Here is a 13393-nt window from a genome sequence, read left to right on the forward strand (position 1 = left end):
CTGGCGCCATGATTTCACCTGACGCCATCTTGCCGCTCGCCGCCGCGCACGCCCTGCGCGGCGGCGAGCTGTTGTCCGCCGGCGATGCGACTGGCGCCGAGGCGGCCTTCCAGCTGGCCTTGCAGTCGGACCCATGCAACGTGTTTGCGCTGGCTAACCTGGCCTGGATGCGCGGGCAGGAGGGCAGTTTCGAGGAAGCGGAAGGTTATTATCTGCGGGCGCTGGCGCAAACACCCGACGACGTGCATCTGCTGCAAAACCTGGGGGCGCTGTTGATGCGGCTGCGCCGTCCTGTCGAGGCCGAGCGCCTTATGCGGCGTGTGCTGGCGCTGGCGCCGGAACTGCCTTCCGCCTGGTCGAATCTCGGTGCGCTGCTGGCTGCCCTGCAGCGCGAGACCCAGGCCGAACGTTGCCACCGCCATGCCATCGAACTCGATGCTGCTTATGCCAATGCGCGCTACAACCTGTCCTATCTGCTGCTGCGCCAGGGCCGTCTGCCTGAAGGCTGGCGGATGCTGGAAGCGCGTCCGCAGCCGACTGCCTTTGGCGACTATTTTCGTTTTCCCCGCTGGCAGGGCGAAGCGCTGGCCGGCAAATCCATCCTGATCTGTCCCGAGGCGGGCATGGGCGACATGCTGCTGCTGTGCCGCTATGGGGCCGTGCTGCGCCAGCTGGGCGCGGCGCGCGTCTCCATCCTGTGCCATGCGCCGCTGAAAACGCTGTTGCAGACCCTCGCCGATGTCGATACCGTGTTGGCCATCGGCGAGGCGGTGCCGGCGGAAGGCTGGGACTATTGGGCACCGGTCTTGAGCCTGCCCGGCCTGTGCGGCACCACGCTGGAAACGATACCGTCATCCGTCGCCTATCTGCATGCGCAGACGCCGGCGGTGCAGGACTGGGCCTGCCGTTTGCCGCCGGCCAGGCTGCGCGTGGGGCTGGCCTGGAAAGGCAATGCACAATTTGAAAACGACGATGCGCGCTCGCTGGCCTCGCTCGATGCGCTGGCGCCGCTGGCGGCGGTGGATGGTATTCAATTTGTCAGCCTGCAGAAGGGCGCTGGCGAGAACGATGTGTCGGCTGCCTTCAGCCTGGCCGCCGGCGGTGCGGCGCTCACCGATATGGCCGATACGGCCGCACTGATCGCCAACCTCGACCTGGTGATCAGCGTCGATACGGCCGTGGCCCACCTGGCCGGCGCGCTCGGTAAACCATGCTGGCTGCTGCTGCCCGACTACCTGCCGGACTGGCGCTGGTTTGTGGGCCGCCTCGATACGCCGTGGTATCCGGCCATGCGGCTGTTGCGCCAGCCCGCCATCGGTGGCTGGGCGCCCTTGATCAGCCACGTCGCCGAAGAACTGGCGCTGTGGCGCCAGCAGCATCGTTAAACTTTTGGCTGGAAGTTACACAGGAAATGCAGCAGCGCCTGCGCCGCGATATCGGCGTCGTCGGCCGTCATGGTTTCCAGCGGATTGTGGCTGATGCCGCCATTGCCGCAGCGCGTAAACAACATGGCCACGTCGGTGATGGCCGCCATCGCCATGGCATCGTGGCCGGCGCCGGACAGCAAGCTGTAAGGCACAACGTCGACGGCGGCAACCGCCGATTCCAGCTGTGTCATCAGCCATGGCGCGCACGGCGCCGCACTGGCCGACAGCAGCAGTTCGAGGTCGACGTCGACCTGGCGCCGCGCGCAAATGGCGGCGATGCCATCCAGGATGTCGTCGACGGCAGCCTGGCGCACCGCGTCGCTGGCGGCGCGGATATCGAGCGACAGCTGGCAGGCGCCGGCGATCACGTTGACCGAGCCATTCGGCACGTTCAGCTGGCCGACGGTGCCGACCAGGGCCTCGCCCTGGTTGCAGCGCTGCTCGACCAGCAGGATGATTTCGGCGGCGGCGCTGGCGGCGTCGCGGCGCATGGTCATCGGCGTGGTGCCCGCGTGGCTGGCCAGGCCGTTCAATTTGACCAGGTAGCGCGAGCTGCCGGCAATCGCCGTCACCACGCCCAGCGGCAGGTCGCGTTCCAGCAGCACCGGTCCCTGTTCGATATGCACCTCCACATAGCCGAGCAGGTCGGCGGGATTGCGCGCGATGGCGCCGATCTTTGTTGCGTCATGGCCGGCCGCGCCCAGGGCGTCGCGCATGCTCACGCCATCGGCGTCGAGCTGCTCCAGCAAGGACAGGTCGAACTTGCCCGTCACGGCCGTGCTGCCCAAAAACGTGCTCTTGAAGCGCACGCCTTCTTCCTCGGCAAAGCCGACGATCTCGAAGTGGAACGGCAGCTTTTCTCCCTGTTCATGCAGATGGCGCACCACGGCGATCGGCAGCACGATGCCGAGCCGGCCATCGTATTTGCCGCCATTGCGCACGGTGTCGTAGTGCGAGCCCGTCATCAGGGTCTTCGCGCCCGGCACGTTCGACTCATGGCGCCCCACCACATTGCCGACCGCGTCTACCGTCACCTGCATGCCGGCCTCCCGCATCCAGGCGGCCAGTTGCGCGGCCGTCTGCTGGTGGGCCGGCGTCATGTAGGCGCAGGTCAGGTTGTAGCTGCTGTCGCTGTGGCCGGCCAGGGTTTCGCAGTGGCGCATGATGGCCGGGCCGAAAGGCAGGCGGACATCGAGCAGGTCGTTCAGGCGCAGTTCGGCGATGCGCTTGATCTGGCGCAGCGATTCGGCAAGCTCGTCGGGCCGGCGGTTTTTCAGGCGCCGCGCGAAGGTGGTGATGATGTCCTGGCGCGTCAGGCCTTCGCCGGTCGGGCCTTTCACGGCCAGAATAAAGGGGAAGCCGAACCTGGCGTTGTAGTCGGCGTTCAGGCGCTGCAAAGTGGAAAATTCTTCCGCGCTGCACAGGTGCAGGCCGGACTTCGCCTGTTCGCGCGTGGACTCGGCCGTCAGCTGGCCGGCAATCGCGGCCTTGCCGGCCAGTTCCGGATGGGCACGGATCAGGCCCAGCTGTTCGGCAGGCGAGGCCAGGCCCAGCACCCGCTGCAGTTCGCGCTTGAGCGCCGTCAGGCTGGCAAACGGCCTTGCTGCTGCCGCGCGGCGGGCGATCCAGGGCGAGTGTTCGTAGATGCCGTGCAGTTGCTGGACAAACTGTTCGGCGCTGCTGGCGTTCAGGTCGGAAAGGGAAGTCATGGGTATCCAATCATGCAAGCGGTGATGATAGCGCCGGGTGGCCGTGTGCGTTATATGCGCGCGCTGATAAGGCTTATCTCTTGATGAGCGCTTTGGCTGCCGCGCTGACCTGGTCGCGCAGCCATTTGTGTTCGGGCGCCTGGTGCACGCGCTGGTGCCACAGCTGGTAAAAACGCATCGGCGGAAATTTCAGCGGCACGGTATACGTTTTCAGCGGCAGGGTCTTTTCATAGAAGCGCATGAACTGGCGGCCGGTGGTCAGCACCAGGTCGGTCTGCGTCAGCATATACGGGATCAGGCCGAAGTAGGCCGATTCCACCACCACATTGCGCTGCAGGTTTTGCCGTTCCAGGAAGGAGTCGATCACGCCGTGGTAGCCGGGCATCATGGGCGAGGGCGCCACATGGGGCAGGCTCAGGTAATCATCGAGCGTCATCGCGTCGCTGGCGGTGCGGCGCGCATAGGCGTTTTCCGCATGCATGGCGCAGATGATGGGATCTTCGAACAGTTTCGAGATGTGCAAATGGGCGGGCGGCTCGTCCCAGTTGGCGATCACCAGGTCCAGGCCGCCGTCGGACAGCTGGCGGATATGGTCGATGCCCGGCCCCAGGCTGTGCAGCACCACGCGGCTTTTCGGCGAACCGCGCCGCAGCAGCGCCACCACGTTGGGCAGGAACTGGCTGTCCAGGTAGTCGGGCGCGGCGATATGAAAGGTGCGCGCCTCTTCCTGCGCCACGAACGGTGTCTTGCGCACGAACAGGCTTTCCGTCTGGTCCAGGATGCGCTTGGCGGGATTGAGCAGGCTTTCGCCATGCTGGGTCGGCACCATGCCGCGCGCGCCGCGCACCAGCAGCGGGTCGCCCGTCAGCTCGCGCAGCTTGCGCAGCGAGGCGGAAATCGACGGCTGCGGCTGGTTCAGTTTGAGCGCCACGCGCGAGACATTCTTCTCCACCAGCAGCAGGTACAGGATGCGGATCAGGTGCAGGTCGAGGTGTTGCGGCAGGCTGGACATGGGCGGTGGCTGGGTTGTATATCGATTCGGATATGTCAAATATACGATATTTTTCATGTGGCGGGCGATGAATCCGGCTATCTTGTGTAAATTGGCACGAATATTGGTTCTGCCGTAGCTCCAGGAATAACTCAAGGAATAATATGGAAGTGTTTGCCTACCTGATCCCTTACGGCCTTGAATGGCTGAACCTGATCGTCCGCTGGTTGCACGTGATTACCGGCATCGCCTGGATCGGCGCTTCCTTCTATTTCGTCTGGCTCGACAATTCCATCCGCCCGCCCGCGCCCGGCTCCGAGCTGGCAAAGAAGGGCGTGTCGGGCGAGCTGTGGGCCGTGCATGGCGGCGGCTTCTACAACCCGCAAAAATACCTGGTGGCGCCCGCCGAACTGCCGAAGGAACTGCACTGGTTCAAATGGGAGGCGTATTCGACCTGGCTGTCCGGCTTTGCCTTGCTCACCATCGCGTATTACTTCAACGCCCAGGCCATGATGATCGACAAGTCGGTGATGGACCTGTCGAGCGGCCAGGCGATCGGCATCGGCATCGCCACTCTGGTGATCGGCTGGACCGTGTACGACCTGCTGTGCCGCTCGCCCTTGGCCAGACATGAACTGTGGTTCGGCGTGGTGGTGTTCGCGCTGATCGTGGGGGCCGCCTATGCGCTGACGCATCTGCTGAGCGGACGCGCGGCGTATATCCATGTGGGCGCCATGATCGGCACCATCATGGTGGCCAACGTGCTGATGCTGATCATACCCGGCCAGCGCAAGATGGTCGAAGCGATGGCGGCCGGCAAGCTGCCCGACCCGAAACACGGCCTGAAGGCCAAGCAGCGCAGCGTCCACAACAATTACTTTACCTTGCCGGTGCTGTTCATCATGATCAGCAACCACTATGCGATGACCTACCGTAACGATCACGCCTGGCTGGTGCTGGCGCTGATCATGGCGGCCGGCGTGTTTATCCGCCACTTCTTCAACCTGCGCCACAAGGGCCGGGTGGAATGGCGCTATCCGGCCCTCGGCGTGGCACTGCTGGTGGGCGTGGCCGTGGCGATCGCGCCCAAGGCGCCGGTGGCTGTTGCCGCCGCGCCGGTGGTCGACCAGGCCGCGCAATTCAAGTCCGTGCATGCGATCATTGCCCAGCGCTGCGCCACCTGCCATTCGGCGAAACCCACGCAAGCGGGCTTTGCCACGGCGCCGGCCGGCATGATGCTCGATAATGAAACGGAAATCCGCCAGCATGCGGCGCAGATCTACAAGCAGGCCATCGAGCTGAAAGCCATGCCGATCGGCAACCTGACCAATATGACGGACGCCGAGCGCACGGAGCTGGGCGCCTGGCTGCAACAGACACTGCAAGGAACAAAATGAGCACGCAAGAACAACAAATCACGGCCTGGATCGACGCCCACTTCGACGAGGAAGTCGCTTTCCTGCAACAGGTGGTGCAAGTGCCCACCGACACGCCGCCGGGCAATAACGCGCCGCATGCGGCCAGGGTGGCGCAACTGCTGGAAGCCTACGGCTGGGAGGCCGAGCAGCATGCGGTACCCAGCGAGCAGGTCGAGGCGTATGGCATGCAAAGCATCACCAACCTGATCGTGCGCCGGCCGTACGCGGCCGGTGGCCCCACCGTGGCCCTGAACGCCCACGGCGACGTGGTGCCGCCCGGCGACAACTGGACCTATCCGCCGTACGGCGCGCAAGTGGTTGACGGCTACCTGTACGGGCGCGCGGCGGCCGTCTCGAAAAGCGATTTCGCCACCTATGTGTTTGCCACGCGCGCGTTGGAGGCGCTGGGCATTCCCTTGCAAGGCCAGCTGGAATTGCACTTTACGTATGACGAGGAATTCGGCGGCCTGCTGGGACCTGGCTGGCTGCTCGAGCAAAAATTGACCAAGCCCGATTTCGTCATCGCGGCTGGCTTCAGCTACAACATCGTCACGGCCCATAACGCCTGCCTGCAGCTGGAAATCACGGTGCACGGCAAGTCCGGTCATGGCGCCATGCCGGAAACCGGCGTCGATGCGCTGCAGGCGGCCAGCAAGATCCTGAACGCCCTCTACGGCCAGCTGCCGGAACTGAAAAAGATCAAATCCAAGGTCCCCGGCATCGACTCGCCGACCATGCTGGTGGGCCGCATCGACGGCGGCACCAATACCAATGTGGTGCCGGGCAAGGTCACCATGAAAATGGACCGCCGCATGATCCCCGAAGAAGATCCTGTGGCGGTCGAAGCGCAGGTGCGCGCGCTGATCGAAGACGCCGTGCAGGGCGAGCCGGGCATCCGCATCGAGATCCGCCGCCTGCTGCTGTCGCATGCGCTGCGGCCCTTGCCGGGCTCGGAACAGCTGGTGGCCAATCTGCAGAAGAATGCGCTGGCGATTCTGGGCGAGACCATTCCCGCCCAGGGCACGCCCCTGTATGCGGACGCGCGCCTGTACGGCGAGCATGGCATTCCCGCCGTGCTGTATGGCGCAGGGCCGCGCACGGTGCCCGAGTCGAATGCGAAAAAGGCCGACGAGCGGCTGGCGCTGGAGGATTTGCGCCGTGCCAGCAAGATCGTTGCATTGACCCTGCTGGACTTCCTGGCAGCGAAGTAAGGCCAGGGTCTCAGGCAGTCAGGCGCGCAAAAATCTGCTCGGTCATCCTGGCGCGGCGCGCGGCTGAAAAATGCTGTGGATTGAGGGTGTAGGAAACCAGGAAGCCGTCCGTCAGGGCGACGATCAGGTCGACTTCATCCTTGATGCTGGCCACGGGGGCGATTTCGCCCAGCTTGACCGCTTCGCGCAGGTGGCGCTCCAGGTAGCCGCGCCAGCGATCGTAGATCTGCACAAAACGCTCGGCCAGTGCCGCATCGTGGACGGCGCTGCTCCAGAAGGCCAGTGAAATCATGGCCATCGACTCCTCGGCGGGCGAGGGCAGGTGCTCGTCGACGATGACCCTGATCTTCTCCATTGCGGTGCGGCAGGCCGCCATCCTCTGCCCGATGCGTACGTACACGCCCTCGGTGAGCGCTTCGATCGCAAAATTGATCATCTCGTTCTTGTCGCTGAAATAGTGCGCCAGTGTGCCGCTGCTCACGCCGCCTTCCTTTGCAATGCTGCGCACGGTGACATTGTTGATGCCCTGCTTGGCAATCGCGCGCAGTATCATGCGGCTGATTTCCGCCTTGCGCGCTTCGTGGTCTACAATTTTTGGCATCGTGTTGATCGTCCGGAGAGGGCATAAATCATAGCATGCGTGCCCTGTGGCCTGGCGTGGATCGTCCAGGGCATGGATGCTCATTCTTTTTAACATAACAGTTGTATTATAAAAATGACTGAACTAGAATGGCACCATCTTTTGAGCAGGAGGACGACCTCCCCCGGGATCGGGAATGTTTTCCGGGACGGCCCGGTACAAGGAGAAGTGCGATGGCCTGGTTGTTCTTGCTGGTAGCGGGTTTGTTTGAAGTGGTGTGGGCATACTCGATGAAGCTGTCCGAGGGCTTCACGAAGCCGTGGGCGTCCAGCGTCACGCTGGTGATGATGATCGCCAGTTTTGCGCTGCTGTCGATGGCGATGAAAACCATTCCGCTGGGGACGGCGTATGCCATCTGGACCGGTATCGGCGCCATCGGCGCCTTCGTGGTCGGCATCGTCTTTCTGAGCGAGCAGCTGAGCGTGGCGCGCGTCTGTGCGGTGGCCCTGATCGCCGCCGGACTGGTGCTGATGAAATTGTCATCGGCGCACTGATCGCGTGAACCCATGAGCAATCTTGCGATGTATGCCCTGCTGGCGGGACTATTGGGACTGTGCTGCCTGTGGACGGCCTGGCTGGAACACCAGCACGGCACGCGCAGCAGCTTTGGCTTCATGCGCGTGCTGGCGGTGCTGCTGTTGCTGGGCAGCGTGGCGCTGGCCCTGCTGGACTTCCTGGCAGCGAAATAGGGCGGTGCTTTGGCATACAATGGGGCGAACTCACCACCCGTGAAGAAGAACCTCATTGATTGAAGAGCCAAATTGAATACCCGTTTTCTCGAAGCGTTTGTCTGGGCCGCGCGGCTGGGCAGTTTCCGTACGGCGGCCGACAAGCTGCATATCACGCAGGCGGCCATCTCGAACCGCATCGCCTCGCTGGAGCAGGACTTCGGCACGCGCCTGTTCGACCGCGACGCGCGTGAGATCCGCCTGACCTTCGCCGGGCGCAACCTGCTCGGCTATGCCGAACGCATGCTGGAGTTGTGCCGCGACATGTATGCGGCCAATTCCTCGCCCTCGCACATCACGGGCGAAGTGCGCATCGGCGTGATCGAAACCATCGTCCACACCTGGCTGATTCCGTTCCTGCAGCGGGTGCAGGAACGCTATCCCGGCATCGAGATCCAGCTGACGTCCGAATCGACGCGCCGCCTGCACGAGCAGTTGCAGCAGGGCGAACTCGATATCGCGCTGCAGACCGACATGCTGACGGGCGACCATATCCGCAGCACCGGCAGCGGCGCCATTGCCATGGGCTGGGCGGGTAGAAAGGCTGACTGGCCCGATACCGGCACGCCATTCACCGTGGCGCAACTGGCGCAGCACCCCATCATCACCATGAACCGCGGCTCGCAGCCGCATTCGGCCTTGAAGGCCCTGTGCCAGGACGAGGGCGTGCAGCTGGGGCGGGTGCATTGCGTCAGCTCGATTTCGGCCATCGTGCGCCTGGTGAAAGCGGGCTTCGGCATCGCCGTGCTGCCGCTGGCGCCCCTGCGCGAAGAGATCGAACAGGGCCATATCGCGCTGATCCCGTGCGCCAGCGTACTCGCGCCGCAGCGCATCGTGATCAGCTACAGCGAGGACCTGACGACCGAAGCGATTCAGCTGGTGGCCATGCTGGCGTGCGAGGAGGCGGCCAGGTTTACGCTGGGACTTGGCGACGCTTATGGGGTGAGCGGGCCAGCCACAAGAAAAACTTATCAGTCGCGTTCAGAATAACCCGTTTGCCATGCGCTGGGCCGCACCCTATTCTGGGACTGCACCCACCATCGAACGGATTATCATGACCACTTCCACCCCTACCTTGCCCGGCATCCTGTTTGTCTGGACCAGCGCCGACCCGGAACACGAACTCGATTTCAACCGCTGGTACGACCGCGAACACGTGGAAGAACGCGTGCGCATCCCCGGTTTCGTCAGCGGCACGCGCTACCAGAGCGTGCGCGGTCCGCGCAAATACCTGGGCCTGTACCGCACCACGTCGCTCAATGCCTTCCAGACGCCGGACTACTTCAAGGCTTTCGGCCAGCAGACGCCGTGGTCATTGACCAACCTGGAGCGCATGCGCGACCCGATGCGCCGCGTGTGCGCGATCGAGGCCGAAGCCGGTGCCGGCACGGGCGCCTGGCTGGCCGTGCTGCGCCTGGGCGCCAGTGCCATCGGCCAGGACGGCGCGGCGGTGGCCAGGGTGGCAGAATTGGGCCGCGCGCTGCTGCAGCTCGACGGCGTGATATATGCGCGCCTGCTGACGCCCGATGCCAACCTGTCCGGCCCCTTGCCGGCCGAGCGGAAGGAGGGCCGCGTGCTCGATCCGCTGTTCCTGATCGACGCCTCGTCCGAAAGCGCGGCCGTGGCGGCGGTGACCCAGGCCAGCGCGGCGCTGGGCCTCGATCCTGAGGAGGCGGCCATCTTGCAGTTGTCGTGGCAGCTGCGCGACACCGACCTGCGGGCTGCGTAAGAAAACGGCTGTCGCTGCACCGATAAAACGAGACACAGACCACGGCGCGCGGCACCGCACCGCGCGCCGGAGCTGCAATAAAAAACTGACGAGAGGTAGGCAATGACGACATTTACCACGGCAAGCGATACACACGCCGCCCCGGCCGCCGCCGGGAAGGCCAAGACCGGCCGCCTGGCCACGGCCAGCATGGTCGGCACCACCCTGGAATGGTATGACTTCACGGTCTACAACACCATGGCGGCGCTGATCTTCAACCACCTGTTCTTCCCGTCGTTCGACCCGCTGACGGGCACCATCCTGGCGTTTTCCACCTATGCGGTCGGTTATGTGTCGCGTCCCATCGGCGGCGTGATCTTCGGCCACCTGGGCGACAAGCTGGGACGCCGCTTCGTGCTGGTGGTGACCCTGATGCTGATGGGCGTGACGACCGGCCTGATGGGCCTGTTGCCGACCTATGAAACGGCCGGCATCTGGAGCCCGGTTCTGCTGGTGGCGCTGCGCTTCGTGCAGGGCATCGCCCTCGGCGGCGAATGGGCCGGCGCCGTGCTGATCTCGGTCGAACATGGCGCACCGGACAAGCGCGGGCGCAATGCTTCGTGGACCCAGGTCGGGCCGTCGTTCGGCACCCTGCTGGCGACCGGCTGCATCGGCCTGATCACCTACCTGCTGCCGCATGAGGACTTTATGGCCTGGGGCTGGCGCATTCCGTTTGTCGCCAGCCTGCTGCTGGTGGTGTTCGGCATGTGGATACGCAGCGGCATCGAAGAGACGCCCCTGTTCAAGGAACTGGACCAGCAGGATGCGAAAGCGGAAGCGCCGATCGGCGATGTGCTGCGCCTCTACTGGCGCCGCCTGCTGATCGCCGGCGGCGTGCGCATCGGCTCGGACGTGCTGTATGCGCTGGTGGTGGTGTTTACGCTGACCTATGTGACGACCGTACTGCACCTGTCGTCGACCCTGGCCCTGACGGCCATCATGATCGGCACCGCCTGCAACGCATTGGCTGTACCGCTGTTCGGCGCGCTGTCGGACCGTATCGGCCGGCGCCCCGTGTATGCGCTGGGCGCCGTGCTGGGCCTGGTGTGGGCGTTTGCCTTCTTCACCCTGCTCGACACGGCCAGTCCGGCCGCCATCGTCATCGCCGTGGTGGTGGGCCTGGTCATCCACGCCATCATGTACGGCCCGCAGGCCGCGTTCGTGATCGAGCAGTTCCCGACCCGGGTGCGCTATGCGGGGTCCTCGCTGGCCTACACCCTGGCCGGCGTGATCGGCGGCGGCTTTGCACCGCTGATCATCGCCAGCCTGTACCGCTCGTATGCGAGCACCGTGGCCGTGTCGCTGTATGTGGCCGCCGCGCTGCTGGTCACCGGCGCGGCCGTCTATGCCGCGCGTGAGACGGGCCGTGGCCCACTGGAGGAATGACATGACGACACTGCACTTTACACTGGCCGGCCACGGCCCCGTGACTTTTGACATCGACCAGCTGATCATCGCCGGCTGGACCGGCCGCGACGCGGCCATGGTCGAACACCATATCGCCGAACTGGAAGCGATCGGCGTGGCGCGCCCGAAAAGCGTGCCGACTTTTTACCGCGTGGCGGCCGCGCTGCTCTCAAGCGACGCCGCCATCGAAGTGCCGGGCACGGACTCCTCGGGCGAGGCCGAATTCGTGCTGTTCTCGACGCCATTGGGCCTGCTGGTCGGCATCGGCTCCGACCATACCGACCGCAAGGTGGAAAGCTATGGCGTGACGGTGTCGAAACAGATGTGCGGCAAACCGGTGGGCGCTACCCTGTGGCGCCACGAGGACGTGGCCGGCCACTGGGATCAGTTGCAGATGCGCGCGTGGCGCGAGCGCGATGGCGCCCCCGCGCTGTACCAGGAAGGGCTGGTGACGCGCATGCTGGCGCCGGACGATTTGATCAGGCGCTACACGGGACAAGCCACGCTGCCGGTCGGCAGCGCCATGTTCTGCGGCACCCAGCCCATCATCGGCGAGATGGGCCATGGCGACGCCTTTGAGCTGGAGCTGTATGATCCAGCCTTGCAGCGCCGCCTGCGGCATCGCTATGCGGTGCAAACCCTGCCCGTGGAAGGATAAGAGATGACAAAGACAATCCGTGAACTGGCGGCAGACCTTGCCGCGGAACGCCTCACCAGCGTGGCGCTCACGCAAGAGATGCTGGCGCGCGCCGAAGCGCACCGTGCCGAGGGCGGCCATGCCTATGTCAGCCTGGACGGCGAACAGGCTTTGAAAGAAGCGCGCGCCAGCGATGCGCTGCGCGCCGCCGGCGTGGTGGCGTCGCCATTGGCCGGCATCCCGATTTCGATCAAGGACCTGTTCGACGTGCGCGGCCAGGTCAGCAGCGCGGCGTCCCTGGCGCTGACCGACGCGCCGCCGGCCGCCAGCGACGCCGTGGCGGTGGCGCGGCTGCGGGCGGCCGGCGCCGTGCTGCTGGGCCGCAGCAACATGAGCGAATTCGCGTTTTCCGGCCTGGGTCTCAATCCCCATTACGGCACGCCGCGCAATCCGCACGACGAGCGCCGGGTGGCCGGTGGCTCCACCTCGGGCGGCGCCGTGACGGTGGCGCTGCAGATGGCGGCCGGCGCGCTGGGCACGGATACGGGCGGCTCGATCCGCATTCCGTCCGCGTTCTGCGGCCTGACGGGCTTCAAGCCGACGGCGGCGACCGTGCCGCTGGCGGGCACGGTGCCGCTGTCACGTTCGCTGGACTCGGCCGGCCCGATCGCCAACAGCGTCGATTGCTGCGCCATCCTGCATGCGGCGCTGTCCGACCAGGAGCTGTCCACCGAGGCGCCCAGGCTGGCCGGCCTGCGCTTCGGCTATACCGCTGATTTTGTGGGCGCCGGCGTCGATGCGCAGGTGCGGCAGGCCTTCGATGCCGCGCTGGCGCAGTTGCGCGCGGCCGGCGCGCTGGTGGAACAGTTCGATTTTCCCGAACTGCTGCAGCTGCCGGCCATCAATGGCGGCGGCGGCCTGGTGGCGGCCGAAGCGTGGCACTGGCACCGCGAGCTGCTCGAAGCGCGCGGCGCGCAGTACGACCAGCGCGTGGCGGCCCGCATCCGGCGCGGCCAGCAGCAGGGCGCGGCCGAGTACCTGGACCTGCTCGACGCGCGCGCGCATTTGCGCGCCATCGCGCAGCAAAGGCTGGCGCCGTACGACGCCTGGCTGATGCCCAGCGTGGCCATCGTCGCGCCGGAAGTGGCGGCGCTGGAGGCCGACGATGCGACCTTCTTTGCCACCAATGGCCTGGTGCTGCGCAATGCCAGCGTGATCAATTTCCTCGATGGCTGCGCCTTGTCGCTGCCGTGCCATGACAAAGGGGAACTGCCGGTGGGCCTGTCCATCTGCGGCCTGAACGGCAGGGACGCGCGCATCCTGGCCATCGCCCGTTCGGTGGAGGCGCTGTTGCGCGAACGGTAGACACGACGGGGCGCAGAAGAATGCCTGTTTGTAATATGATAGCTGGCATTGATATGGGAAAGTCGCGCACCGCGTGCCGGCAAACTACACAC

At 65.1% G+C, this 13393-nt stretch carries 13 protein-coding genes; 10 read left to right on the forward strand and 3 right to left on the reverse strand.

All coding sequences use genetic code 11. The features are described 5' to 3' along the window. Positions 1-8: 8 nt before the first annotated feature. On the forward strand, positions 9-1385 hold the full coding sequence (locus tag ACP7B7_RS15300; protein ID WP_426077195.1) for a tetratricopeptide repeat protein: 1377 nt from the start codon (positions 9-11) through the stop codon (positions 1383-1385). On the opposite strand, the gene ACP7B7_RS15305 is transcribed toward ACP7B7_RS15300, so the two are convergent. Together ACP7B7_RS15305 and ACP7B7_RS15310 are read right to left on the reverse strand one after the other, a co-directional pair. Then, positions 1382-3136 (reverse strand): allantoate amidohydrolase, encoded by a 1755-nt coding sequence (locus ACP7B7_RS15305; RefSeq protein ID WP_426077196.1) that lies wholly within the window; start codon positions 3134-3136, stop codon positions 1382-1384. The two genes, ACP7B7_RS15300 and ACP7B7_RS15305, sit on opposite strands and share 4 nt — an antisense overlap. 73 nt (positions 3137-3209) lie before the next feature. Next, positions 3210-4148, reverse strand: coding sequence for a LysR substrate-binding domain-containing protein (locus ACP7B7_RS15310; RefSeq protein WP_426077197.1), 939 nt, complete (start codon positions 4146-4148; stop codon positions 3210-3212). A gap of 143 nt (positions 4149-4291) precedes the next feature. Here ACP7B7_RS15310 and ACP7B7_RS15315 point away from each other — a divergent pair, with 143 nt between their 5' ends. Both ACP7B7_RS15315 and ACP7B7_RS15320 read left to right on the forward strand, forming a co-directional pair. Then, positions 4292-5524: a urate hydroxylase PuuD gene (locus ACP7B7_RS15315; protein ID WP_426077198.1), complete on the forward strand. Its 1233-nt coding sequence runs from the start codon at positions 4292-4294 to the stop codon at positions 5522-5524. Then, on the forward strand, positions 5521-6756 hold the full coding sequence (locus tag ACP7B7_RS15320) for a M20/M25/M40 family metallo-hydrolase (RefSeq protein ID WP_426077199.1): 1236 nt from the start codon (positions 5521-5523) through the stop codon (positions 6754-6756). Before ACP7B7_RS15315 ends, ACP7B7_RS15320 begins: the two co-directional genes overlap by 4 nt. A 10-nt stretch (positions 6757-6766) precedes the next feature. Here the strand turns inward: ACP7B7_RS15320 and ACP7B7_RS15325 are convergent, their stop codons facing one another. Next, on the reverse strand, positions 6767-7357 hold the full coding sequence (locus tag ACP7B7_RS15325; protein WP_308922907.1) for a TetR/AcrR family transcriptional regulator: 591 nt from the start codon (positions 7355-7357) through the stop codon (positions 6767-6769). A 212-nt stretch (positions 7358-7569) separates the two neighbouring features. Here ACP7B7_RS15325 and ACP7B7_RS15330 point away from each other — a divergent pair, with 212 nt between their 5' ends. The 7 genes from ACP7B7_RS15330 to ACP7B7_RS15360 all read left to right on the forward strand — a co-directional run bounded on the left by ACP7B7_RS15330 (position 7570) and on the right by ACP7B7_RS15360 (position 13301). Beyond that, complete coding sequence (locus ACP7B7_RS15330) at positions 7570-7890, forward strand: DMT family transporter (protein WP_426077200.1); 321 nt, start codon at positions 7570-7572, stop codon at positions 7888-7890. A 12-nt stretch (positions 7891-7902) separates the two neighbouring features. Continuing rightward, on the forward strand, positions 7903-8085 hold the full coding sequence (locus tag ACP7B7_RS15335; protein WP_426077201.1) for a hypothetical protein: 183 nt from the start codon (positions 7903-7905) through the stop codon (positions 8083-8085). 72 nt (positions 8086-8157) lie between these two features. Continuing rightward, the gene (locus ACP7B7_RS15340) at positions 8158-9114 is read left to right on the forward strand and encodes a LysR family transcriptional regulator (protein ID WP_426077202.1); all 957 of its coding nucleotides are present in this window, start codon (positions 8158-8160) and stop codon (positions 9112-9114) included. A gap of 64 nt (positions 9115-9178) precedes the next feature. Next, positions 9179-9853 carry a DUF4286 family protein gene (locus ACP7B7_RS15345; RefSeq protein WP_308922903.1) on the forward strand — a complete coding sequence of 225 codons (675 nt, stop codon included), beginning with the start codon at positions 9179-9181 and terminating at the stop codon, positions 9851-9853. A 102-nt stretch (positions 9854-9955) separates the two neighbouring features. Continuing rightward, on the forward strand, positions 9956-11278 hold the full coding sequence (locus ACP7B7_RS15350; RefSeq protein ID WP_308922902.1) for an MFS transporter: 1323 nt from the start codon (positions 9956-9958) through the stop codon (positions 11276-11278). A gap of 1 nt (position 11279) precedes the next feature. Beyond that, positions 11280-11957: a DUF2848 domain-containing protein gene (locus ACP7B7_RS15355; protein ID WP_308922901.1), complete on the forward strand. Its 678-nt coding sequence runs from the start codon at positions 11280-11282 to the stop codon at positions 11955-11957. 3 nt (positions 11958-11960) lie between these two features. Then, on the forward strand, positions 11961-13301 hold the full coding sequence (locus ACP7B7_RS15360) for an amidase (RefSeq protein WP_426077203.1): 1341 nt from the start codon (positions 11961-11963) through the stop codon (positions 13299-13301). The last annotated feature ends 92 nt before the right edge of the window (positions 13302-13393 follow it).

Source organism: Janthinobacterium sp. PSPC3-1 (assembly GCF_049896105.1).
Lineage (GTDB): Bacteria > Pseudomonadota > Gammaproteobacteria > Burkholderiales > Burkholderiaceae_D > Janthinobacterium.

Excerpts from the sequence above, each read along its gene's own strand:
- ACP7B7_RS15300 (WP_426077195.1), top strand. The coding sequence starts at position 9 with ATGATTTCACCTGACGCCATCTTGCCGCTCGCCGCCGCGCACGCCCTG.
- ACP7B7_RS15305 (WP_426077196.1), bottom strand. The coding sequence starts at position 3,136 with ATGACTTCCCTTTCCGACCTGAACGCCAGCAGCGCCGAACAGTTTGTC.
- ACP7B7_RS15310 (WP_426077197.1), bottom strand. The coding sequence starts at position 4,148 with ATGTCCAGCCTGCCGCAACACCTCGACCTGCACCTGATCCGCATCCTG.
- ACP7B7_RS15315 (WP_426077198.1), top strand. The coding sequence starts at position 4,292 with ATGGAAGTGTTTGCCTACCTGATCCCTTACGGCCTTGAATGGCTGAAC.
- ACP7B7_RS15320 (WP_426077199.1), top strand. The coding sequence starts at position 5,521 with ATGAGCACGCAAGAACAACAAATCACGGCCTGGATCGACGCCCACTTC.
- ACP7B7_RS15325 (WP_308922907.1), bottom strand. The coding sequence starts at position 7,357 with ATGCCAAAAATTGTAGACCACGAAGCGCGCAAGGCGGAAATCAGCCGC.
- ACP7B7_RS15330 (WP_426077200.1), top strand. The coding sequence starts at position 7,570 with ATGGCCTGGTTGTTCTTGCTGGTAGCGGGTTTGTTTGAAGTGGTGTGG.
- ACP7B7_RS15335 (WP_426077201.1), top strand. The coding sequence starts at position 7,903 with ATGAGCAATCTTGCGATGTATGCCCTGCTGGCGGGACTATTGGGACTG.
- ACP7B7_RS15345 (WP_308922903.1), top strand. The coding sequence starts at position 9,179 with ATGACCACTTCCACCCCTACCTTGCCCGGCATCCTGTTTGTCTGGACC.
- ACP7B7_RS15350 (WP_308922902.1), top strand. The coding sequence starts at position 9,956 with ATGACGACATTTACCACGGCAAGCGATACACACGCCGCCCCGGCCGCC.
- ACP7B7_RS15355 (WP_308922901.1), top strand. The coding sequence starts at position 11,280 with ATGACGACACTGCACTTTACACTGGCCGGCCACGGCCCCGTGACTTTT.
- ACP7B7_RS15360 (WP_426077203.1), top strand. The coding sequence starts at position 11,961 with ATGACAAAGACAATCCGTGAACTGGCGGCAGACCTTGCCGCGGAACGC.